Raw genomic sequence first — 21,578 nt, forward strand, 5'->3', positions numbered from 1 at the left:
GGAGCGCCCGTCAGGGGTCCTCTCGCCCCGAGTCCCGGGCGCCGTGCTCGGCGGCGCTGGCGGTGTTCATGCGCACCTGGCCGCTGTGGGTGGCGACGACGCCCCAGTGCTCCGCACGGTTGCCGGACACCTTGGCGGCCGTGCCGTGATGTGGGGCGTCGATCGCCTACGGGAGCCCCCCGCTGGTGGTCAGGCGTGCTGGTCCGCGGTGTGGTGGGTGGGCTGGACCGACCAGGCCGGGGGTTCGTCGTTGCCCGAGTCCTCGTCGCGTTCCGCGTCGGCGAAGGTTGCGTGGACCTTGTCCGCGGCGTGGTGGACCGGGGCGTAGACGGCGTAGAGCTGCAGGGGCTCGTCGCCGGTGTTCGTGACGTTGTGCCACGTGCCGGCGGGTACGAAGACCGCCCAGCCGTCCTCGACCTCCTGGTCGAAGTCGAGGCGGTCCTTCGCACTGCCCATCTGAACGCGGCCGCGGCCCGCGTCCAGACGGAGGAACTGGTCGGTCTCCGGGTGTGCCTCCAGCCCGATGTCCTCGCCCACCGGGATCGACATGAGGGTCAGCTGGAGGTATTTCCCGGACCAGGCGACCGAGCGGTAGTCGGTATTCTCCAGCGTCGCCTGCTCGAGGTCGAAGCTCTGAGGTTCGGGGCCGACGTCCTTGATGGTCATGCTTGTCTCCTGGTCGACGAAGGTGGCACGCGTTCGGGCGCAGGATGTGCGCCGGGCCAACCCTCCCAGACTCACGGGGGCGTTGTGACCCGGCGCCAGTAACACTCGAGCCGCGCGGTCACGGGCGCCGGGACGCGGGGGCGGCCGGGTAAGGCGGTCTTCCTTGGAGCACGCGAGAAACGCCGTGGACCGGGTTCGGCGACGGATGGCGGAAGGAAGCGCTGGGCCGCGCTCCCCCTGATCGGGTTCGACTGCCAGTGCCGTGACGTCGTGTCCGCCCGTGGCGGATCTGCCGGGGGCAGAGGAACGACGTTCGGCGGGTTCCCGGGGGCAACAGTGGAGTCGACGGCATCCCGCCTCGACAAGGAGAAGAGATGACTCCCCTCACCATGCTCGCGCCCCGCGCGGAAGAGGGCGACACGCCGCCCGGCCGCTTCGACGACCACCTCGCGGCCAGGCTGCTCGACCAGCGGATCGTCTTCCTCGGCACCCAGGTCGACGAGGTGTCGGCCAACCGGGTGTGCGCGCAGCTGCTGCTGTTGTCGGCACAGGACCCGCGCTCCGACATCAGCCTGTACGTCAACAGCCCCGGCGGGTCGGTCACCGCGGGTCTCGCCGTCTACGACACGATGCGGCTCATCCCGAACGACGTCTCGACGCTGGCGATGGGCTTCGCCGCCAGCATGGGCCAGTTCCTGCTCACCGTGGGGACACCCGGCAAGCGGTACGCCCTGCCGAACGCTCGGATCATGATGCACCAGCCCTCGGCGGGCATCGGCGGTACCGCCGCAGACATCGAGATCCAGGCGGAGAACCTCCGGTTCACCAAGAAGGCCGTCGAGCGGATCACCGCCCGGCACACCGGACAGAGCGAGGAGACGATCGCGCGGGACGGCGACCGGGACCGCTGGTTCACGGCCGAACAGGCCAGGGAGTACGGGATGGTGGACCGGGTGGTGGAGTCGCTCGCCGACATCCGCCCGGCCACGCCGCGCCGACGGGCGGGGCTGTGACATGGGGTCGTACACGGTTCCCTACGTGATCGAGCGGACCACGCAGGGCGAGCGGTCCTACGACGTCTTCAGCCGGCTGCTGAACGAGCGGATCATCTTCCTCGGCACCGAGATCGACGACGGGGTCGCCAACGTGGTCATCGCGCAGCTCCTGCACCTGGAGTCGGCAAACCCGGAGCAGGAGATCTCGATCTATCTCAACTCACCTGGCGGATCGTTCACTTCGCTGATGGCGATCTACGACACGATGACGTTCGTGCAGGCGCCGATCTCCACCTTCTGCGTCGGCCAGGCGGCGTCCACGGCGGCGGTGCTGCTGGCGGGCGGAGATCCCGGACGACGGTTCGTGCTCCGGCACGCGCGGGTGCTGCTCGGCCAGCCGGCCAGCGGCGGCCGGCAGGGGACGGTCTCCGACCTCAGCCTCGCGGCCAAGGAGATGGTCCGCATCCGCTCGCAGGTGGAGGAGGTCCTGTCCCGGCACACGCACCACGACGCAGCGACGCTGCGCGCGGACATGGACCGGGAGAAGGTGTTCACCGCCGAGGAGGCCGTGGCCTACGGGCTCGCCGACGAGGTGCTGAGCCGACGGTTCGCGTTCGTCTGAGCCCGCGCGGCCGTGACCGAGGGGCCGGGCGAGCCGGCCGGTCAGGCCGGCTCGCCCCGCCCGGTCAGGCGGCGAGGCAGAAGCCGTCGTACTGCGCCGTGGGCGACGTGGGTGAGGTACGGCCCCGGACCCCCCGGTTCCGGGCGTGCCGGGCCAGTTCGTCACCGACGAGCAGGAGCAGGTCGGCGAGGCCGAGCCCGAGGGCCTGGGCGGCGGCCGCGAGCACCTCGGAGGATGCCTCCTTGCGTCCGCGCTCCACCTCCGACAGGTACGGCATCGAGATCCGGGCCGCCTCCGAGACGTCCTTCAGCGTGCGCTCCTGGGCGAGCCGCTCGCGCCGGAGCACGGCGCCGACGAGGTCACGCCACAGGGGCTCCCTCAGCGCGCGTGGCTGTGGACCCCCCACGGGGCGCCGCGGGGCGCCGGCCGCCCCACTGGAACCGGGCGACGGGGCCTGCGGGCGCAGGGGGATGACGCGGGACTCGTTCGGCGCATGAATGCTCACCCCCTCACCCTAGGCGTCCAGTCGTTCGAGGGTGAGGGTGATGCCCTCGCCGGAGGGCTTGGGATCGGCGTCGCCCGAGCCAATCACGATCTGGAGGATCCCGGTGAGCTCCGCGGGCAGGAGCCGGGCCAGGCGACGGGGCTGCAGGGTGACGGCGGTGCCCCGGGACCGGAGTCCCTGTAGCACTTCCAGGGCGCCGTCGAACGGTGCCATGCCCTGTGAGGCGACCGCGAAGGCGCTCTCCCAGCACGAACGCGAAGCCCGTCGGAACCGAAAGGAGGAGCGGAACATACGACCACCAGGGCCAGCCCCACCCGGCCCGGCCACCGGGGCAGCGCCAGCAGGCCCAGCGCAGACATGAACTGGAGGACCCCCCCCGGCAGGTCGAGCAGGGGACGGCCGGTACCCCGGTGTGGGGCCGGCAGCGCCGCTCCGGCCAGGGCCGTGATACCCAGGGGAACGTTGACGAGGAAGACCGGGCAACGGCCCCGGCACGGGGCGGCGGCGGACGGCGACTTCCCGCATCAAGCCGATTCCACGACCCGTTGGGGGGGCCGGCCGGGTCGGCGCGGTTCGCGGGTGCGGCATCCTGGACAGGATCGACCCATGGATTCCGTGAAGACCGTCCTGACGGCCGCCGCCGCAGCGTTCCTCGCCCTCATCTCTCCGGCCGCCTCGGCCCTTGGCGCCCCCACAGCCGCGCCACGCCCCTGCGACGGCGCCCCGACCTGCTACGTCGACGTGACGGTCGCCCAGGTCTGGGTCAGCCCCGACCAGGTACGCCCCGTGGACGCCCCGGCGACCACCCGTCCCGCCGACGTCCGGGGCTGGCTGGCCGGCATGACCCTGGACGAGCGGCGCGAGGTCGCCGAACCCATGATGATCAACTCACCTCGGACGGGTGACCCCGTCAGGGAGGAGCCCATCGGCTCCACCGGCCGCGTTTACGTCGGCACCACCCGCTTCCTCACCCGCTGACGCCTGCACCCGGGAGGAGAACACGCGTGGGGGTCGTCACCACGCGTATGTCCGGCCCCTCTCGGGCAGCGCCGCGGCCACCAGGAAGCCGCCCGCCTGCAGGAAGTCGCTACGGACCAGCAGTCGGCCTCACGCTGCCGTGCCGCTTCGAGCCGCGGCCGTATGTGTCAGGCCCCGCCCAGTGCCTCTGCGTACGCGGTGAGCGAGCCCATCTGGTCCGCAGTCAGGTGGCGGACCTCCCAGACGAGGGAGGCGGTGTCGAGCTCCTCGGGAGCGAGAGTCCGGGGAGCCACCGGCGCCGGGTGGCCGGTCAGGGCGGCCAGCACCGCGACGGGCACCCCGAGGATGGCTGCGAAGCCCTGGAGCAGTTCCGCGTCGAGCGGTTTCGCGCCCCGTCCTACGGCTCCGATAGTGGCGGCGGCTTTGCAGACTCCGGACACCAGGCACATGGCCTTTGCCGCCCTCGACCAGTTCAGGTTGCGGAGTTCGAGCATCCTGACGAGGAGCGAACCGAAGCCTGGGGGGTACTGCTCGTACGGGCGCCGTTGCAGGGGAACGAGGAGTTCCGGTGCCACTGTCATGGAGCGGGCCCGGTCGCACAACAGTTGTCTCCGGTGGGCGGGCAGGCCGAGGCAGCGGACCACCAGGGAGGTGGAGGCCCCGGCCATCGCGTCGAAGTGCCAGGCAGTCTCGGGCAGCGGGAGGTTCACGGCGAGCAGCAGGTCGTGAGGGCGCAGTCCGGTCCGTTCCGCGAGGTCTTGGAGGGAGTCCTCGGTGGGTGGCCAGCCGGAGGAGAGGCCGACGGCGCCGGCGAGGCGTGCCAGGCGCACGGCGGGGGCCGGGAAGGCCGGGGCGGAAGGTTCGGGGGACGGGAGGGGCTTCATGGCCACCGTGTTCCTGCTAGGGGCGATACGGGAGATCCCGTTGGGGACAGCCTCCGCTCAGGCTCGCAGTGCGACCGCGCGGGCGACTCTGACCGCGTCCGCTGTCGGCCGTACATTGTGGACGCGGACGGCCCAGGCTCCCTGGTGTGCCGCGATCGCGGACAAGGCCGCTGTTGCCGCGTCCCGGTGGTGAGCGGGTGGGGGTGTGCCGTCCTCCCCCGCGAGGACGTGCCCGAGGAACCTCTTGCGGGAGCCCCCGACCAACACCGGAAGGCCCAGCGCAAGGAGGTCGGACAGGCCGGCTACCAGGGCAAGATCGTGCCGTGCTTCCTTCGCGAAGCCGAGTCCCGGGTCGGTCACGAGGCGTTCCGGTGCGATGCCCGCGCTGAGTGCGGCGTCGATGCGGGCGCGGAGTTCTTCGGCGACCTCGGCCACCACGTCCCCGTAGACGGCGCGGCTGTTCATGTCGTGGCTGAAGCCCCGCCAGTGCATCAGGACGAAAGGCACTCCGCAGGCGGCCACGGCCGGGAGCATGTCGCGGTCGGCCAGGCCGCCGCTGACGTCGTTGACGAGGACCGCGCCCGCCGAGACCGCCTGCTCGGCGACCGCGGCGCGCATCGTGTCGACGGACACCAGGACCCCCTCCGCCGTCAGGCCCCGCACGACCGGGAGGACGCGGCGCAGCTCCTCCGACTCGTCGATGCGGGTCGCTCCGGGGCGGGTCGACTCGCCGCCGACGTCGACCATGTCGGCGCCGTCGGCCACCAGGCTGAGGCCCCGCTTGACGGCGGCGGCCGTGTCGAACCAGTGGCCGCCGTCGGAGAAGGAGTCCGGGGTGACATTGACGACGCCCATGACGGCGCATCTGTCCCAGTGCGGCAGTCCCTCGACGGTGCTGCTGCCGTGCGGGTGGCGGCCACCTTCTGCGCTGGGACCTCTGGTGGGCCGGTGGTCGGGTGTGCTCATGACGCGGCCTCCCTGTGGCGGACCAGGTGTCGGCTGTAGGCGTCGATGGTGAAGAAGGCCGGCAGCTCGCGGCTGAGGACCGTGCGCTCCAGGACGTCGCGGGCCCCGGCCACCAACGCGTCGGGGTGTTCGCCGGTCAGGGCGTCGCATTCCGCGTCGAGCAGGTCGAGCAGCGTTTCCCGCGTGATCAGGCGGTGCCTCAGCCACTGCCAGAGCTGGACCCGCGCGATCTCGGCGGTCGCGGTGTCCTCCACGAGGCCGCCCAGTTCCAGGGCGCCGTGTCCGCGGAGCCATGATTCGAAGTACCGCAGTGCGACGGCGATGTTCGTGCGGATGCCTTCCGGAGCCGGCGACACCACGTTCCTGCGTACGGACAGCAGGTCCGAGGCCTGGACGTCCGCAGGCGTGGCGCCGTCGTCGATCTGGTGCGGCCTGGCACCGAGTACGCCGTCGAAGGACTCTCGGCACACCGGGACCTGTGCGGGATGGGCCACCCACGCGCCGTCGAAACCTTCGGCGGCCTCGCGCTCCGCGTCGATGCGTGTTCTGGCCAGCGCGCCGAGATTGGTGACGCGGTCGGCCCCCGGCACATGGGTGACCATTCCGCCGATGGCGTGGGCGCCCCGGCGGTGGCAGGTGCGGACGAGCAGTTCCGCGTACCTCCGCATGAACGGGGCGTTCATGGTGACGGCGGCCCGGTCCGGAAGGAGGAAGTCGGTGCAGTAGCTGTAGGTCTTGAGCAGGCTGAAGAGGTAGTCCCAGCGTCCGGCGTTGAGGCCGGCGGAGTGTGCGCGCAGCTCGTAGAGGATCTCCTCCATCTCGAAGGCCGCCGGGACGGTTTCGATCAGGGCCGCGGCCCGGATCGTCCCCTGGGGAATGCCGAGGAGGTCCTGGGCGAGAACGAACACGTCGTTCCACAGCCTCGCCTCGTGCCGGTTCTCCAGCTTGGGCAGGTAGAAGTAGGGTCCGCTGCCGGCGTCGATCTGGCGCTGCGCGCAGTGGAAGAAGTACAGCCCGAAATCGACCAGGGAGGCGGAGACCGCACGTCCGTGGACGGTGAGGTGCGCCTCGTCCATGTGCCAGCCGCGGGGGCGGACCATGATGGTCGCGAGGCGGGGGGCCTGCTGGTTCTGCAGGTCCTCCGTGCCGTCCGGGGGTGTGAACGCGATCCGCTGCTCGACGGCGTCGAGCAGGGTCAGCTGGCCTGCGATGACGTTCTCCCAGAGGGGGGACGTCGCATCCTCGAAGTCCGCGACCCATACCTGGGCACCCGAGGTCAGGGCTCCGACGGCCACTGCCCGCTCGGGAGGTCCGGTGATCTCCACGCGGCGGTCGGCCAGACCGGGTCCGGCGGGAGCGACCCGCCAGTTCGGTGCGCTGCGGACCGCCGACGTGGCGCGGGGGAAGTCCAGGCGGGAGCCGGAGGCCATTCTGTCGGCTCGGTGCCGGCGGTCGGTGAGAAGGTCCAGGCGTCGCTCCTCGAATGCCGAATCCAGCCGGGCCAGGAAGGTCAGGGCCGCGGGCGTGAGGACGTCCTCGAAGCGAGGTCCGCGTCGGCCGAGGACCTCGATGCGGCGGGATGGTGTGGGCGGTGGCATGCGGTCTCTCCAAACGAGGCAGGAGGGAGGGAGAAGGGCCGGTCGTGGGCCGGCGCCCCTGAGGACGCCGGCCCACGACCGGTTCCATCAGGACCCGTCGGTCGCGAGTTCCGTACGGATCTCTCGGGCGGCGGTGACCAGGTTCTCCAGGGAGGCGCGGGTCTCCGTCCAGCCGCGGGTCTTCAGGCCGCAGTCGGGATTGACCCACAGCCGCTCGGCGGGGATGGCCTTGAGGCCGGTGCGCAGCAGGTCTGCGGCTTCCTCGGCGGACGGGACGCGCGGGGAGTGGATGTCCCACACGCCGGGGCCGGCCTCGCGGGGGTAGCCGTGGGCGGCGAGTTCCCGCGCCACCTGCATGTGGGAGCGGGTTGCCTCCAGGCTGATGACGTCGGCGTCGAGGTCGTCGATGGCCTGGACGATGTCCCCGAACTCGGCGTAGCACATGTGGGTGTGGATCTGGGTGTCCGGCCGGACACCGCTGGTGGTGAGCCGGAAGGATTCGGTGGCCCAGGCCAGGTATGCGGCGTGGTCGGCGGCGCGCAGCGGAAGGGTCTCCCGCAGGGCGGGCTCGTCGACCTGGATCACCGAGGTACCGGCGGCCTCCAGGTCGCCCACCTCGTCGCGCAGGGCGAGCGCGACCTGACGGGCGGTCTCGCCGAGCGGCTGGTCGTCGCGTACGAAGGACCAGGCGAGCATGGTGACCGGGCCGGTCAGCATGCCCTTGACCGGCTTGGAGGTCAGGGACTGGGCGTACGAGGTCCAGCGCACGGTCATCGGCTCGGGGCGGGAGATGTCCCCGGCCAGGACCGGCGGGCGGACGTACCGCGTGCCGTAGGACTGGACCCAGCCGTGCTGCGTCGCGAGGTACCCCGTCAGCTGCTCGGCGAAGTACTGCACCATGTCGTTGCGCTCGGGCTCACCGTGCACCAGGACGTCGATGCCGGTCTTCTCCTGGAAGGAGATCACCTCCTCGATCTCGCCCTTGATGCGCGCCTCGTAGCCGGCCGTGTCGATCCGGCCGGCCCGCAGATCGGCGCGGGCCACGCGCAGTTCGTCGGTCTGCGGGAACGATCCGATGGTGGTCGTCGGCAGCAGCGGCAGGCCCAGGTGTGTCCGCTGGGCGGCGGTCCGCTCCGGGTAGGGCTGCGCGCGCCGTCCGTCGGCGTCCGTGATGGCCGCGGTGCGGGCCCGGACCGCGGGGTCGTGGGTGATGGCCGAACTCGCACGGGAGGCCAGATCGGCTCGGTTGGCGGCGAGTTCCGCGGCGATGGCGTCGGTGCCCTGGGCGAGGCCGCGGGTGAGGGTGGCGATCTCGGCGGTCTTCTGGCGGGCGAAGGCCAGCCAGCGGCGGATCTGCGGGTCGGTGTCCCGCTCGGCGGTGGCGTCCAGGGGAACGTGGAGAAGGGAGCACGACGCCGCGACGTCCACCTGGTCGGCGAGACCGAGGAGGGTACCGAGGGTGGTGAGGGACTTCTGGTGGTCGTTGATCCAGATGTTGCGTCCGTTGACCACACCGGCCACCAGGCGCTTGCCGGGGAGCCCGCCGACGGCTGCGAGGTCGTCCAGGTTCGCCGCGCCGGCCTCGGTGAAGTCGAGGGCCAGGCCCTCGACGGGAGAGGCTGCCAGAACCTGGAGGGCTTGGCCGAGCCGGCCGAAGTAGGAGGCGACCAGGAGCTTGGGCCGGTCGGTCAGGGCGCCGAGGTCGCGGTAGGCGCGGGCGGCGGCGTTCAGGTCGGCCGGAGTACGGTCCTGGACCAGGGCGGGCTCGTCCAGCTGGACCCACTCGGCTCCGGCCGCCCGCAGGGCGGCGAGGACCTCGGCGTACACGGGGAGCAGCCGGTCCAGGAGCGTCAGCGGCTGGAAGTCGGCGGCCACGCCCGGGGCCGGCTTGGCCAGCAGCAGGTAGGTGATCGGGCCGACCAGGACCGGGCGCGCGGTGTGCCCGAGGGCGAGGGCTTCACGGAGTTCCGCGGCCTGCTTGGCGGGGTCCGCGGTGAAGACGGTGTCGGGGCCGAGCTCGGGGACGAGGTAGTGGTAGTTGGTGTCGAACCACTTGGTCATCTCCAGCGGCGCCACGTCCTGGGTGCCGCGCGCCATGGCGAAGTAGCCGTCGAGCGCGTCGGCCGCGACCGCGGCCCGGTGGCGGGCGGGGACAGCGCCGACCATGACGCTGGTGTCCAGCACGTGGTCGTAGTACGAGAAATCACCGGTCGGCACTTCGTGGATGCCGGCTTCGGCGAGCTGCTGCCAGTTGGAACGGCGCAATTCGGCTGCGGTGGACCGAAGGGCGTCGGCGGTGACGCGGCCCTTCCAGTAGCCCTCGACGGCCTTCTTCAGTTCGCGGTTCTGCCCCTGGCGGGGGTAGCCGTACACGGTGGCTCGTGCTGCCGCGGCTGCGGGCTTCGCTGTCACGGAACTCTCCTTCGCGAGATGTATCCAGGAACATCCCGGCGACGGGACACGGACGCGAAGGGAACGACGGGGCGGGCGGACCACGCCGCGGGGACGATGCCGCAGCTGCCGCTCGCTGTGTACGCCGACCCGCCCACGAGGTCACCGGGATGTCCGCACGCGGCATCGGCCGCACACGGGCAACGGGCAGGTCTTCGGACTCGCGGGCACGCCTGCCGGGTTTCCCGGCGGGCACCTACTGGCCGTCGCTTCCCAGGACCGTTGTCCGGTCCCAGTGCGTATGACGGCGGTCGTTCCCGCTCACCGCTGCGGGGCAGTCCCGGATTCCCACCGGGTTCCCTCTTACGACGCATCCCGTCTGGCGGACGGGGCGAACCAGCTGCACCCGCCACCCTAGGCCGTTTCACCAGGATGCGAGAGCGACAGTCCACATGTCGGACGTCCAAAATGAGACGGCACGCCGCCTCGCCCGCGCGGCCACGGCCCGTTCCGGCCGGTACGGGGGCACGCGGGCGAGGCAGGACGTGAAGCGCGCGCCGGCCTCAGGAGGCTCTGACCGGTACGTCGCGCTGGTCGGGGCCGTCGTAGGAGGCGAGGGGACGGATGAGGGAGTTGTGGGCGAGCTGTTCGGTGATGTGGGCGGTCCAGCCGGTGATGCGGCTCATCACGAAGATCGGGGTGAAGGCGGGGATGTCGAAGCCCATGAGGTGGTAGGCGAGGCCGGCCGGGTAGTCGAGGTTGGGGTGGATGCCCTTACGGCTGATCATGGCGTGCCGCAGGGCGGCGTGGAGTGTGGCCTGGCGGGTCGTCTCGGGGTCGCCGGAGCGTGCGATGAGGTCTTCCAGAGCCTTCTGCATGATGGGGACTCGGGAGTCTCCGTGCTTGTAGACGCGGTGCCCGAAGCCCATGATCTTGCGCTTGGCGGCAAGGGCTTCCTCCAGCCAGGTCTCCGCCTTCTCCGGGTCGCCGATCTCTTCCAGCATGTGCATCACTGCCTCGTTCGCCCCACCGTGCAGGGGGCCCTTGAGAGCACCGATCGCGGCGGTGACGGCGCTGTGCAGGTCGGACAGGGTGGAGGTGACGACGCGGGCGGTGAAGGTAGAGGCGTTGAAGCTGTGTTCGGCGTACAGGATCAGGGAGATCTCGAAGCAGCGGACCACGGCGGGGTCGGGAACCCGTCCGAAGCACATGTGGAAGAAGTTCTCCGCGTACCCGAGCTCGCCGTCCGGCTGGATCGGTGCGAGGCCGTGTCGACGGCGGTGGTCGGCGGCGACGACGACCGGAAGCCGCGCCAGCAGGGTCAGGGACTTGGTGAGGTTGGCGCCCGGGCTGCCGTCGCCCTCGGTGAGGTCCTCGGCGCCGAGGAAGCTGACGGCCGTGCGCAGGACGTCCATGGGGTGGCAGGTCTGCGGGAGCCGGGCCAAGACCTCGGTGGTCGTGCGGTCCAGTGTCCGAAGGGCTCGCTCCCGTGCGGTGAACTCGCGCAGTCGTCCTGCCTCGGGGAGCTCGCCGTACCAGAGCAGATAGGCGACTTCCTCGAAGGAGCAGCGGGCGGCGAGGTCTTGGACGGGGTAGCCGCGATAGGTGAGGGAGTTGGTGTCGGCGACGACGGTGGAGATGGCGGTCGTATCGGCGACGACGCCTGCGAGGCCGCGGTGGATCTCGGGGGCGGTACTGGTCACGGGAAACCTCCGGGAGAACTGGCGGGGCCGTCGGCCGGCCGGGACGAATCGGTGGTGTCGGGGCCGGCGGGCCGCCTGGTGGGCGGAGTTCAGGCGTCGGGCGAGAGCGTGAAGTCGAAGACGGCGGCGTCGAAGGCCCCGTAACTCTCGTAGTCGAGGACCTCGTAGAGCCGCGACCGGGTCTGCATCCCCTCGACCAGGCCCGCCTGGGTTCCGTCGGAGGCGATCCGGCGCAGGACGTCCTCCACGGCGCCCATGGCGTACCGGAAGAGGGTGACGGGGTAGAGGACGATGTCGTAGCCGAGGTCCTCCAGGGCACCTGTTCCGAGCAGCGGGCCCTTGCCGAACTCGGTCATGTTGGCGAGCAGCGGTACGTCGAGGGCCTTGCGGAAGGCTTCGAACTCGGCCTCGTTCGCGAGGGCTTCGGGGAAGATCGCGTCGGCTCCCGCGTCCACGTACGCCCTGGCCCGCTCGATCGCCGCGTCCAGGCCCTCCACCGCGCAGGCGTCGGTGCGGGCCATGATCAGGAAGTCGGGGTCGCGACGTGCGTCGACCGCGGCCCGCAGCCGCCGGACCATGTCCGGGGCCGGTACGACGCTCTTGCCGTCGAGGTGGCCGCAGCGCTTGGGGTTGACCTGGTCCTCCAGGTGCAGGCCGGCCAGGCCCGCGTCCTCCATGAGCTGGACGGTGCGGGCGGCGTTCATCGGCTCGCCGAAACCGGTGTCGGCGTCGACCAGCACCGGCAGGTCGGTGACGCGGGTGGTCTGCGCAGCGCGGGCGGCGATCTCGGTGGAGGTGGTCAGCCCGATGTCCGGCAGCCCCAGGTCGGCGGCGAGGACCGCGCCCGAGAGGTAGGCGGCTTCGAAGCCGGCCCGCTGGATCAGCCGTGCGGAGTACGGGCTGATCGCCCCGGGCATGGGGAGGATGCGGTCCTCGGCGAGACGGGCGCGTAGGGCGCGGCGGCGCTCCGAGGGCGTGGTGCGGGTGTGGAGCATCAGAACAGGCCCTTCGGGAGGCCGGCGTCGAAGCGGGCGACGGCCGCGGTGTCGACTGCGGGGAAGAGGCCGCCGAGTTCGCCGGTGGAGAGTTCCCCCAGCCGTCCTGCGGTCCGGAGGAACCGGTCCTGCTCCTCCGCGGTGACGGTGTTGTCGGCGAGGGTGCGGAACTTGCGCTCGTAGGCGGTCCGGTCGAAGGGACGGGCCCCGGCCGGGTGGGCATCAGCCACGGCCAGCTCGTCCTCGATCACCGAGCCGTCCTCGAAGGTGAGGACGAGCCGGCCTCCGAAGGCCCGGCGCAGCGGGTCCGGGTCGTGGTAGCGCCGGGTCCAGGCGGGATCCTCGACCGTGATGATCTTCCGCCACAGCGCGACGGTCGAGGGGCGGGCGGCGCGTTCGGGGGCGTAGGAGCGCTCGTGGTGCCAGATCCCGTCCTCCAGGGCGACGGCGAGGATGTACGGAATGGAGTGGTCGAGGGTCTCCCGGCTGGCGGACGGGTCGTACTTCTGCGGATCGTTCGCCCCCGAGCCGATCACCTGGTGGGTGTGGTGGCTGGTGTGCAGGACCACCGACGTCACCTTGTCCAGCGGGCCGGTCTTCTCCCGCATGCGCCGGGCCAGGTCGATGACCGCCTGGGCCTGGTACTCGGCGGAGTGCTCCTTGGTGTAGGTGTCGAGGATGGCGCGGCGCGGTTCGCCCGGCTCGGGCAGGAGCACGGGGTAGTCGGAGTCCGGGCCGTTCAGCATGCGCGCGAGGAATCCGTCCTCGCCCTCGTAGACCGGGGAGGGGGAGCCCTCTCCGCGCATCGCCCGGTCCACCGCCTCGATGGCGGCCTTCCCGGCGAAGGCGGGTGCGAACGCCTTCCAGCTGGAGATCTCGCCCTTGCGGGACTGGCGGGTGGCGGTCGTGGTGTGCACGGCCTGCTGCACCGCTTGGCAGACGGTCTCCGTGTCCAGGTCCAGCACGGCCCCGAGCCCGCAGGCGGTGGCCGCGCTGAGGTGGGCGACGTGGTCGATGCGGTGCTCGTGCAGGCAGATGCCCTTCACCAGGGCCACGTGCACCTCGTACGCGGCGGTGATCCCGCGCAGGAGATCGGCTCCGCTGCGGCCGGTGTGCTGGGCGACGGCCAGCAGGGGCGGGATGTTGTCGCCGGGGTGGGAGTAGTCGGCGGCGAGGTAGGTGTCGTGGAAGTCCAGTTCCCGTACCGCAGTGCCGTTCGCCCAGGCCGCCCACTCCGGGGACACCCGCGCGTCGCTGCCGAACACCGAGGCGCCGCCCCTCGCGGGAGTGCCGTGCGCGGTGGCCTGGGCCCGGGCGACGGCGACGGGGCGGCGGGTGAGGGAGGCGGCCGCCACGGCGGCGTTGTCGATGACCCGGTTCACGGCCATGGCCGCGCTCTGCGGATCCTGCGGAGCGTCCGAGGTGGCCGTCAGGGCGAGTTTCCAGGCCAGCTGCTCCTGTCGGGGCAGCCGGTCGGAGCTGGGGTGGACGCGGACGCGGTGCTCGATCACGGGACTCCTCAGGGGGCCGGCGGGTGAGGCCGGTTCGCCCCACGAACAAGAGACTGCCCGCTGACAGGACCCGGCGCGACGGAGTGAAACTGCGGATCTTCTCCACACCCCACCTGCGAATCTGCGAATCCTTGCGAATCCTGCGGATGCTAGATTCGCGAAGGCGCGGCCGTCACCGCGCGGGTGGCCCGGACTACGAAGGGGTGCCGCTGTGCCGCAGGAACTGCCGAAGGTGTACGCCCAGGGGAAGCTGCGGCGCCTACGGCGCGAGCAGGGCATGAACCAGCTGGAGATGGCCCGCGCGCTGCACATCTCGGCGAGCTACGCCAACCAGCTCGAGCAGGGCCAGCGCCCCCTGACGGCTGGTGTGCTCCTGCGGATCGCCGACGTCTTCGGCGTGGACGCCGACTTCTTCTCCGACGCCGACGACGACCGTCTCGCCGTGGACCTGCGGGGCGCACTCGCCGACGAGGCGTGCGGCGCGGACCTGCCCGACACGGCGGAGATCGCCGAGGCGGCCCGGGCCCACCCGGGGATCGCGCGGGCCCTGGTCGCCTTGCACCGCCGCTACCGGGACACGGTCGAACGCGCTGCCGCCCTCGCTCCCGGCGGCGACGGGGCGGCCCTGTCGGCCGGGGATCCGCACGACGAGGTGCGGGACTTCTTCTACGCCCATCACAACCACTTCGAGCCCCTCGACGCCGCTGCGGAATCCCTGGCCGAGGAGCTCTCACTCCAGCCCGGGCGGGTCGCGGACGTCCTCCAGGACCGACTGCACCGGCGGCACGGCATCACCGTCGTCCGATCAGCCCCCACCCCTTCCGGCGACACCCGGCGCTTCTCGCGCGCGGACCGTCTGCTCTTCCTGTCCCCCTGGCTCACCGAGGGCCGGCGCGCCTTCCAGCTGGCCACCCAGCTCGCCCTCCTCGAGAACCAGGCCCTGCTCGACTCCCTCGCCGACCGGGCCCCCGAGCTCACGTCCACCGAGTCCGTGGGCCTGGCCCGGATCGGACTCGCGAACTACTTCGCGGGCGCACTGCTGATGCCGTACGCCGCATTCCACGAGGCCGCCGAACGCGTCGGCTACGACATCGAAATGCTCTCGGCCCGCTTCGGCGTCGGCTTCGAGACCGTCTGCCACCGGCTCAGCACCCTCCAGCGGGTCGGCAGGCGCGGCGTCCCGTTCTCGTTCCTGCGTGTCGACCGGGCCGGGAACATCTCCAAGCGCCAGTCCGCCACCGACTTCCATTTCTCCCGGCTCGGCGGCACCTGCCCGCTGTGGACCGTGTACGAGGCGTTCTCCGCACCCGGGCGGATCCTGCACCAGGTGGCCGAGATGCCCGACGGGAAGCGGTACTTCTGGATCGCCCGCACCGTCACCCGAGGCGGATTCGGCCACCAGGCACCCCGGGCCGAGTTCGCCGTCGCCCTCGGCTGCGAACTGCGCCACGCCCCGCGCCTGGTCTACTCGCGCGGCACTGCCCTCGACGACCCTGCCGGCGCCACCCCCATCGGTCTGGGCTGCCGGATGTGCGAGCGCCGCGACTGCGCGCAGCGCGCCCGTCCCACGATCGGCGGCCGCCTGGCGGTCGACCCGGACCGCAGCAGCCAGGTCCCCTATCCGGTCGACGACGGCAGTCGACGGGACTGAAGGGACCCCGAAGACGATCCCGAACACGGCCCACAGCACGAGCTGTACGGCGATGGACGCGACCCGGAAGTCCCACAGCAGGGCCGCGGGGAACTCGGGCTTGACGGCGTCGGTGTTGTCCGGGAGGACCAGGAAGGCCAGCCCGGTGGCGACGACGAAGCCGCCGCCCGCCGCCAGGGTGGCGTTCCAGTTGCCCAGGCGCGGCGCCAGGCGCCGGCCCAGGACGATCGCGCCGACGCCCAGCAGGATCATGGGGAAGGCCGGATCTGCCGCCCCCCGGACCCGGGCGCGATCAGCCGTGGGTGAAGTGCGGCGGGCGCTTGTCCACGAACGCCGACATGCCCTCCTTCTGGTCGGCCGTGGCGAACACCGCGTGGAACAGGCGGCGTTCGAAGCGGACGCCTTCGGTGAGGGTGGTCTCGAAGGCGCGGTTCACGGATTCCTTGGCCATCATGGCGACCGGCTTGGACATCTCGGCGACGGTCGTGGCCACGGCGAGGGCCTCGGCGAGCAGTTCGTCGGCCGGCACGATCCGGGAGACCAGCCCGGCACGTTCGGCCTCGGTGGCGTCCATGGTGCGCCCGGTCAGGCACAGCTCCATGGCCTTGGCCTTGCCGACGGCGCGGGTGAGGCGCTGGGAGCCGCCGATGCCGGGGATGACGCCCAGCTTGATCTCCGGCTGCCCGAACTTGGCCGTGTCGGCGGCGAGGAGGATGTCGCAGAGCATGGCCAGTTCGCAGCCGCCTCCGAGGGCGTAGCCGGCGACCGCGGCGAGGGTGGGGGTGCGCACCTGGCCCAGGCGGTCCCATGCGGTGAACCAGTCGGAGAGGTACATGTCCATGTAGCTCTGCGGGCGCATCTCCTTGATGTCGGCGCCGGCGGCGAAGGCCTTGGCGGAGCCGGTGAGGACGATACAGCCGACGTCCGGGTCCCGGTCCAGTTCCTCCGCGGCGGCCACGACCTCGGTCATGACCTGGAGGTTGAGGGCGTTGAGCGCCTCGGGCCGGTTGAGGGTGAGGATGGCCACGCGGCCCTTGCGTTCGAGCAGGATGGTCTCGTAGACGGTCATGCGGGAGTTCCGTTCTGAGGTCGCAGGGTGCGGACGATCGCGGAGAAGTCGAGGTCCGCGCCCTCGGCGGCGGCGAACGCCGCGTACATCTCGGCGGCCTTGAGGCCCAGCGGGGCGTCCACCCCGCCGGAGCGCAGGGCGTTCGCCGCGAGCCCGAGGTCCTTGGCCATCAGCGGGGCGGCGAAGCCCGGCCGGTAGTCGCGGTTGGCCGGGCTGGTCAGGACCGGGCCGGGTACCGGGCAGTTGACGGTCAGGGCCCAGCACTGACCGGAGGCGGTGGAGGCGACGTCGTAGAGGGCCTGGTGGTCAAGACCGAGGCTCTCGGCGAGGACGAACGCCTCGCTCACGCCGATCATCGAGATGGCGAGGATCATGTTGTTGCAGATCTTCGCGGCCTGCCCGGCACCTGCCTCGCCGCAGTGCACCGCCTTCTTGCCCATGGCGTCGAGCAGCGGCGCCGCGGCGGCGAACTCCTCGGCCCCGCCGCCCGCCATGAAGGTGAGCGTGGCGGCCTCGGCGCCCACCACCCCGCCCGACACGGGCGCGTCCAGCGCGCGGTGGCCGGCCGCCACGACGGCCTCGTGGGCGGCACGGGCGTCGGCCACGTCGATGGTGGAACAGTCGACGAACAGGGTCCCCGGCCGGGCCGCCGCCAGGAACCCCTGCTCACCGTAGAGGGCGAGGACATGGCGGCCCGCGGGAAGCATGGTGATGACCACGTCTGCTTCCGCGGCGGCCGCAGCAGCGGATGCAGCGGGCTCGACCCCGGCCGCCGCCGCGCCGGCCAGCAGGTCGGGGACGAGGTCGAAGCCGAGGACGCGGTGACCGGCCTTGACCAGGTTGGCGGCCATCGGTCCGCCCATGTGCCCGAGCCCGACGAATGCGACGGTGCTGCTCACCAGACGACCTCCTGCGACGAAATGGCCGCGACGAGCCGGAGCTCGTTCGCGTCGAGCGGGGCGAAGAACCGGTCCACGTCCGCAGCGGTGACGTCCTCCAGCGCGGCCGGTGACCAGTGCGGGGTGCGGTCCTTGTCGATGACCTGGGCCCGGATGCCCTCGACCAGGTCGGGTGAGGACAGCGCGGCACACGAGACCCGGTACTCCTGCTCCAGCACCCGCTCCAGCGGTCCGAGGTGCCGGGCGCGGCGGAGCGCGGCCAGGGTGACCTTGACGGCGGTGGGGGACTTGGACAGCAGGGTGTCGGCAGCGTCCTTCGCGGCGGGTACGCCCGACGCGAGCAGCCGTGCCACGATCTCCTCCGCCGTGTCGGCGGCGTAGCAGTGGTCGATCCACTCGCGTGGGGAGGCGAGAGCGCCCGGCGGCGGCTGTTCCACGTACCGCTCCAGAACGGAGTGCACGGAGGCGGTGGCCAGGTCCCGGGCGAGGGCCGGCAGCGCCGAGGCGGGGACGTAGTGGTCGGCGAGTCCGCACAGCAGTGCGTCGGTGGCGTCGACGGGCGCGCCGGTGAGCGCCAGGTGGGTGCCCAACTCCCCGGGGGCCAAGGCGAGGAGGTACGTGCCGCCGACGTCGGGGACGAAGCCGATGCCGGTTTCGGGCATGGCCACTTTCGACCGTTCGGTGACGATGCGGACGCTGCCGTGTGCGGAGACGCCGACCCCGCCGCCCATCACGATGCCGTCCATCAGGGCGACGTACGGCTTGGGGTAGCGGGCGATCAGCGCGTTGAGCCGGTACTCGTCGCGCCAGAAGTCCGCCGAGGCGGTGCCGCCGGTGCGGGCGTCCTCGTGGATCGCGCGGATGTCGCCGCCCGCGCACAGGCCCCGCTCCCCCGCGCCCTCGATGACGACCAGTTCGACCGCAGGGTCGACCGCCCAGGCCGAGAGGGCCTCCTCGACACGGAGCACCATGGGGTGGCTGAGGGCGTTCAGCGCCTTGGGGCGGTTGAGGGTGATGTACGCGGCGTGGCCATCGGTGCGCAGCAGGACGGGGTCCTCGCCGGTGGGGTTCTCGTTGGTCATCGCAGGGTCTCCGTCAGTCCGCGCGCGACGATGACGCGCATGACCTCGTTGGTGCCTTCCAGGATCTGGTGGACCCGCAGGTCGCGGACGATCTTCTCGATGCCGTACTCGCTGAGGTAGCCGTAGCCGCCGTGGAGTTGGAGGGCGGCGTCGGCGACCGCGTACCCGGTGTCGGTGGCGAAGCGCTTGGCCATCGCGCACAGGCGCGGGGCCAGCGGATCCCCGGTGTCGAGGGCTTCGGCGGCCTGCCGCACCAGCGCGCGGGCGGCGGCCAGCTCGGTGGCCATGTCGGCGAGACGGAACTGCAGGGCCTGGGCGTCCAGCAGCCTGGAGCCGAAGGCCTCGCGGTCGGCCAGGTAGGACAGCGAACGGTCCAGGGCGCTCTGCGCCCCGCCGAGCGAGCACGCGGCGATGCCGAGGCGGCCGCCGTTGAGGCCGTTCATGGCGATGCGGAAGCCCTCGCCCTCGGCGCCGAGCCGCCGGTCCGCAGGGACGCGGACGCCGTCGAGGATCACCTGGCGGGTGGGCTGGGCGTTCCAGCCCATCTTCCTTTCGTTGGGACCGAAGGAGACCCCCGGATCCGCACGCTCGACGACGAATGCGGAGATCCCTCCGGGTCCCGGTTCACCCGTCCGTGCCATGACCACGTAGAGGTCCGAAGCACCGGCGCCCGAGATGAACTGCTTCACCCCGGTGAGCACGTAGTGGTCGCCCTGCCGCTCCGCGCGGGTGCGCAAGGCCGCGGCGTCCGAGCCCGCGCCGGGTTCGGTCAGGCAGTAGCTGCCCAGGGTCGTGGCGGAACAGAGGCCCGGCAGCCAGCGCTCGCGCTGGGACCGGTCGCCGTAGCGGTCGATCATCCAGGCGACCATGTTGTGGATGGAGAGGTATCCGGCGATGGAGGGGCAGCCGGTGGCGAGGGTCTCGAAGACGAGGACGCCGTCGCCGCGGGACAGGCCCGAGCCGCCGTGGTCCTCACGGACGTAGACACCGGCGAGGCCGAGGGCGGCGGCCCTGCGGATGACGTCGACGGGAAAGTGCTTGTCCTGGTCCCAGGCCACGGCGTGCGGGGCGAGCTGCTCCTGGGCGAAGTCGAGGGTGACTTCGGCGAGGGCGAGCTGGTCCTCGGTGAGGGTGGTGGTCACGGCGATCACCCCATCGTCGGGATGGTGAAGCTCGCGCCCTCCTTGACCCCGGAGGGCCAGCGCGAGGTGACGGTCTTGGTGCGGGTGTAGAAGCGGATGGAGTCGGGGCCGTGCTGGTTGAGGTCGCCGAATCCGGACTTCTTCCAGCCGCCGAAGGTGTGGTAGGCGACGGGCACCGGGATGGGCACGTTGACGCCGACCATGCCGGTGTTGACGCGCCGGGTGAATTCGCGGGCGGTGTCCCCGTCGCGGGTGAAGATGGCCACGCCGTTGCCGTACGGGTGCTCGCTCGGGAGGCGGAGCGCCTCTTCGAAGTCGGCGGCCCGTACGACGGTCAGCACCGGCCCGAAGATCTCCTCGCGGTAGACGCGCATCTGCGGGGAGACCCGGTCGAAGAGGGTGGCGCCGGCGAAGTAGCCGTTCTCATGGCCGGGAAGCGTGAAGGGGCGGCCGTCGACGACGAGTTCGGCCCCCTCGTTGACGCCGATGTCCACGTAGCGGTTCACCCGGTCCAGGGCGTCGCGGCTGACCAGGGGGCCGAAGTCGGCATCGGGGTCGTCCGAGCGCCCGATCCGCAACGTGCCGATGCGCTCCTTCAGGGCGGCGACCAGTCGGTCCGCGGTCTCCTCACCCACGGGTACGGCGACGGAGATGGCCATGCAGCGTTCGCCGGCAGAGCCGTAGCCGGCGCCGATCAGGGCGTCGACGGCCTGGTCGAGGTCGGCGTCGGGCATCACGATCATGTGGTTCTTGGCGCCGCCGAAGCACTGGGCGCGCTTGCCGTGCGCGGCAGCGGTGGCGTAGATGTGCGCGGCGATCGGGGTGGAGCCGACGAACCCGAGGGCCTGGACGCGCGGATCCTCCAGGAGGGTGTCGACGGCCTCCTTGCCGCCGTTGACCACGTTCAGTACGCCCGGCGGCAGACCGGCCTCCAGGAACAGCTCCGCGAGCCGCAGCGGGACGGACGGATCGCGCTCGGACGGCTTTAGGATGAACGCGTTGCCGCAGGCGAGAGCGGGTGCGGCCTGCCAGAGCGGGATCATCGCGGGGAAGTTGAACGGGGTGATGCCCGCGACCACGCCCAGCGGCGAGCGAAGCGAGTGCACGTCGATGCCGGTGCCCGCGTTGTCGGTGAACTCGCCCTTGAGGAGGTGCGGGATCCCCGCGGCGAACTCGACTACTTCCAAGCCGCGTTGCAGGTCGCCGTGGGCGTCGGCGACCGTCTTGCCGTGCTCGGCCGACAACATCCGGGCCAGGTTCTCCCGCTCGCCCTCGACGAGCTGGAGGAAACGCAGCAGGACGCGGGCGCGGCGCTGCGGGTTCCACTGGCCCCAATCGGCCTGTGCCTCCTCGGCGTTGGCGATGGCGGCTTCGGTATCGGCCCGCCCGGCCAGCGGTACGCGGGCCTGGACGGTGCCGGTGTTCGGGTCGTACACGTCGGCGAAGAGACCGGAGGTGCCGGTGGTGTGCTTTCCGCCGATGAAATGGGTGAGTTCACGGACCATGGGTGCCTGCTCTCGTCAGGTTGGATCCGGGGATGGCACGGCAGACCGGCGGACGGCACCCGGATGGGGGTGCGCCGCCGCGGAAGGCCGTGAGAACTACGAGCGCAGGGAAGTGGTGTGGGTGCGCTCCGCCGGATCACCAGGGTCGTGGGTACAAACCGGTGCCATGCGTGTCTGCTCCATCCTCGTGGACAACACGGAACATCCGCGGCCGGTATCCTGACTCCCGGATCCCCGCGTGCCGCCCGCCTTCCCGACAGCCCTCGTCAGTGGCGTGTGGATGGCAGCACACTCCCCGGTCACAGTGGCGGGACCGTGCCGGTTTCGCACCGGCTTCCCTGCACCGCGGACCTTGTTCCACGAACATATAGTTGGACGTCCTAGTAAGTCCAGACCCGCCACTCGAGTGCGCCTAC

19 protein-coding genes, 1 pseudogene and 2 riboswitches are annotated in these 21,578 nt (G+C 71.6%); of the genes and pseudogenes, 4 read left to right on the forward strand and 16 right to left on the reverse strand.

The genetic code is table 11. The features are described 5' to 3' along the window. Positions 1–189: 189 nt before the first annotated feature. Positions 190–666 (reverse strand): cupin domain-containing protein, encoded by a 477-nt coding sequence (locus tag ACQKM2_RS06745; RefSeq protein WP_427707212.1) that lies wholly within the window; start codon positions 664–666, stop codon positions 190–192. 374 nt (positions 667–1,040) lie between these two features. On the opposite strand from ACQKM2_RS06745, the gene ACQKM2_RS06750 reads away from it, so the two are divergent. Together ACQKM2_RS06750 and ACQKM2_RS06755 are read left to right on the forward strand one after the other, a co-directional pair. Next, entirely contained in the window at positions 1,041–1,679 is a 639-nt protein-coding gene (locus ACQKM2_RS06750; RefSeq protein WP_427707213.1) for a ClpP family protease, read from the forward strand. A gap of 1 nt (position 1,680) precedes the next feature. After that, a complete protein-coding gene (locus ACQKM2_RS06755; RefSeq protein WP_427707214.1) occupies positions 1,681–2,283 on the forward strand; it encodes a ClpP family protease in 603 nt (200 codons plus the stop codon). Positions 2,284–2,347: 64 nt separating this feature from the next. Here ACQKM2_RS06755 and ACQKM2_RS06760 read toward each other — a convergent pair whose 3' ends face one another. Both ACQKM2_RS06760 and ACQKM2_RS06765 read right to left on the reverse strand, forming a co-directional pair. Further along, positions 2,348–2,788, reverse strand: a complete 441-nt coding sequence (locus tag ACQKM2_RS06760; protein WP_427707215.1) for a helix-turn-helix domain-containing protein — start codon at positions 2,786–2,788, stop codon at positions 2,348–2,350. Positions 2,789–2,797: 9 nt separating this feature from the next. After that, positions 2,798–3,001: a hypothetical protein gene (locus tag ACQKM2_RS06765; protein ID WP_427707216.1), complete on the reverse strand. Its 204-nt coding sequence runs from the start codon at positions 2,999–3,001 to the stop codon at positions 2,798–2,800. A 393-nt stretch (positions 3,002–3,394) separates the two neighbouring features. Between ACQKM2_RS06765 and ACQKM2_RS06770 the strand changes: the two genes are divergently transcribed. Continuing rightward, a complete protein-coding gene (locus ACQKM2_RS06770) occupies positions 3,395–3,766 on the forward strand; it encodes a hypothetical protein (RefSeq protein ID WP_427707217.1) in 372 nt (123 codons plus the stop codon). A gap of 167 nt (positions 3,767–3,933) precedes the next feature. Here ACQKM2_RS06770 and ACQKM2_RS06775 read toward each other — a convergent pair whose 3' ends face one another. The 7 genes from ACQKM2_RS06775 to ACQKM2_RS06805 form a co-directional block, all read right to left on the reverse strand. Further along, positions 3,934–4,650, reverse strand: coding sequence for a hypothetical protein (locus ACQKM2_RS06775; RefSeq protein WP_427707218.1), 717 nt, complete (start codon positions 4,648–4,650; stop codon positions 3,934–3,936). Positions 4,651–4,707: 57 nt separating this feature from the next. Further along, entirely contained in the window at positions 4,708–5,505 is a 798-nt protein-coding gene (gene folP / locus ACQKM2_RS06780) for a dihydropteroate synthase (protein ID WP_427707386.1), read from the reverse strand. A 107-nt stretch (positions 5,506–5,612) separates the two neighbouring features. Then, positions 5,613–7,214 carry a malate synthase A gene (gene aceB, locus ACQKM2_RS06785; protein ID WP_427707219.1) on the reverse strand — a complete coding sequence of 534 codons (1,602 nt, stop codon included), beginning with the start codon at positions 7,212–7,214 and terminating at the stop codon, positions 5,613–5,615. An 87-nt stretch (positions 7,215–7,301) separates the two neighbouring features. Then, positions 7,302–9,626, reverse strand: coding sequence for a 5-methyltetrahydropteroyltriglutamate--homocysteine S-methyltransferase (gene metE, locus ACQKM2_RS06790; protein WP_427707220.1), 2,325 nt, complete (start codon positions 9,624–9,626; stop codon positions 7,302–7,304). A gap of 168 nt (positions 9,627–9,794) precedes the next feature. Next, positions 9,795–10,021, reverse strand: a riboswitch (cobalamin riboswitch). Positions 10,022–10,168: 147 nt separating this feature from the next. Then, on the reverse strand, positions 10,169–11,308 hold the full coding sequence (locus ACQKM2_RS06795; protein WP_427707221.1) for a bifunctional 2-methylcitrate synthase/citrate synthase: 1,140 nt from the start codon (positions 11,306–11,308) through the stop codon (positions 10,169–10,171). 89 nt (positions 11,309–11,397) lie between these two features. Further along, a complete protein-coding gene (prpB, locus tag ACQKM2_RS06800) occupies positions 11,398–12,303 on the reverse strand; it encodes a methylisocitrate lyase (RefSeq protein WP_427707222.1) in 906 nt (301 codons plus the stop codon). Further along, positions 12,303–13,814, reverse strand: a complete 1,512-nt coding sequence (locus ACQKM2_RS06805; RefSeq protein ID WP_427707223.1) for an MmgE/PrpD family protein — start codon at positions 13,812–13,814, stop codon at positions 12,303–12,305. The genes prpB and ACQKM2_RS06805 overlap by 1 nt, the downstream gene beginning before the upstream one ends. Before the next feature lie 211 nt (positions 13,815–14,025). On the opposite strand from ACQKM2_RS06805, the gene ACQKM2_RS06810 reads away from it, so the two are divergent. Beyond that, positions 14,026–15,465, forward strand: a complete 1,440-nt coding sequence (locus ACQKM2_RS06810; RefSeq protein ID WP_427707224.1) for a short-chain fatty acyl-CoA regulator family protein — start codon at positions 14,026–14,028, stop codon at positions 15,463–15,465. Between the two features lie 6 nt (positions 15,466–15,471). On the opposite strand, the pseudogene ACQKM2_RS06815 reads toward ACQKM2_RS06810, so the two are convergent. The 6 genes and pseudogenes from ACQKM2_RS06815 to ACQKM2_RS06840 form a co-directional block, all read right to left on the reverse strand. Continuing rightward, a pseudogene (locus ACQKM2_RS06815) lies at positions 15,472–15,714 on the reverse strand (CbtA family protein); the annotation flags it as partial. 43 nt (positions 15,715–15,757) lie between these two features. Then, positions 15,758–16,534 (reverse strand): enoyl-CoA hydratase, encoded by a 777-nt coding sequence (locus ACQKM2_RS06820; RefSeq protein WP_427707225.1) that lies wholly within the window; start codon positions 16,532–16,534, stop codon positions 15,758–15,760. Next, complete coding sequence (gene mmsB, locus ACQKM2_RS06825) at positions 16,531–17,433, reverse strand: 3-hydroxyisobutyrate dehydrogenase (RefSeq protein ID WP_427707227.1); 903 nt, start codon at positions 17,431–17,433, stop codon at positions 16,531–16,533. Before mmsB ends, ACQKM2_RS06820 begins: the two co-directional genes overlap by 4 nt. After that, on the reverse strand, positions 17,430–18,515 hold the full coding sequence (locus ACQKM2_RS06830) for an enoyl-CoA hydratase/isomerase family protein (protein ID WP_427707228.1): 1,086 nt from the start codon (positions 18,513–18,515) through the stop codon (positions 17,430–17,432). The genes mmsB and ACQKM2_RS06830 overlap by 4 nt, the downstream gene beginning before the upstream one ends. After that, positions 18,512–19,657 (reverse strand): acyl-CoA dehydrogenase family protein, encoded by a 1,146-nt coding sequence (locus tag ACQKM2_RS06835; protein ID WP_427707229.1) that lies wholly within the window; start codon positions 19,655–19,657, stop codon positions 18,512–18,514. Before ACQKM2_RS06835 ends, ACQKM2_RS06830 begins: the two co-directional genes overlap by 4 nt. Before the next feature lie 5 nt (positions 19,658–19,662). Next, the gene (locus ACQKM2_RS06840; RefSeq protein ID WP_427707230.1) at positions 19,663–21,162 is read right to left on the reverse strand and encodes a CoA-acylating methylmalonate-semialdehyde dehydrogenase; all 1,500 of its coding nucleotides are present in this window, start codon (positions 21,160–21,162) and stop codon (positions 19,663–19,665) included. A 192-nt stretch (positions 21,163–21,354) separates the two neighbouring features. Continuing rightward, positions 21,355–21,525, reverse strand: a riboswitch (cobalamin riboswitch). Positions 21,526–21,578 lie beyond the last annotated feature (53 nt).

It is taken from the genome of Streptomyces sp. NPDC004126, assembly GCF_050275515.1.
GTDB lineage: Bacteria > Actinomycetota > Actinomycetes > Streptomycetales > Streptomycetaceae > Streptomyces.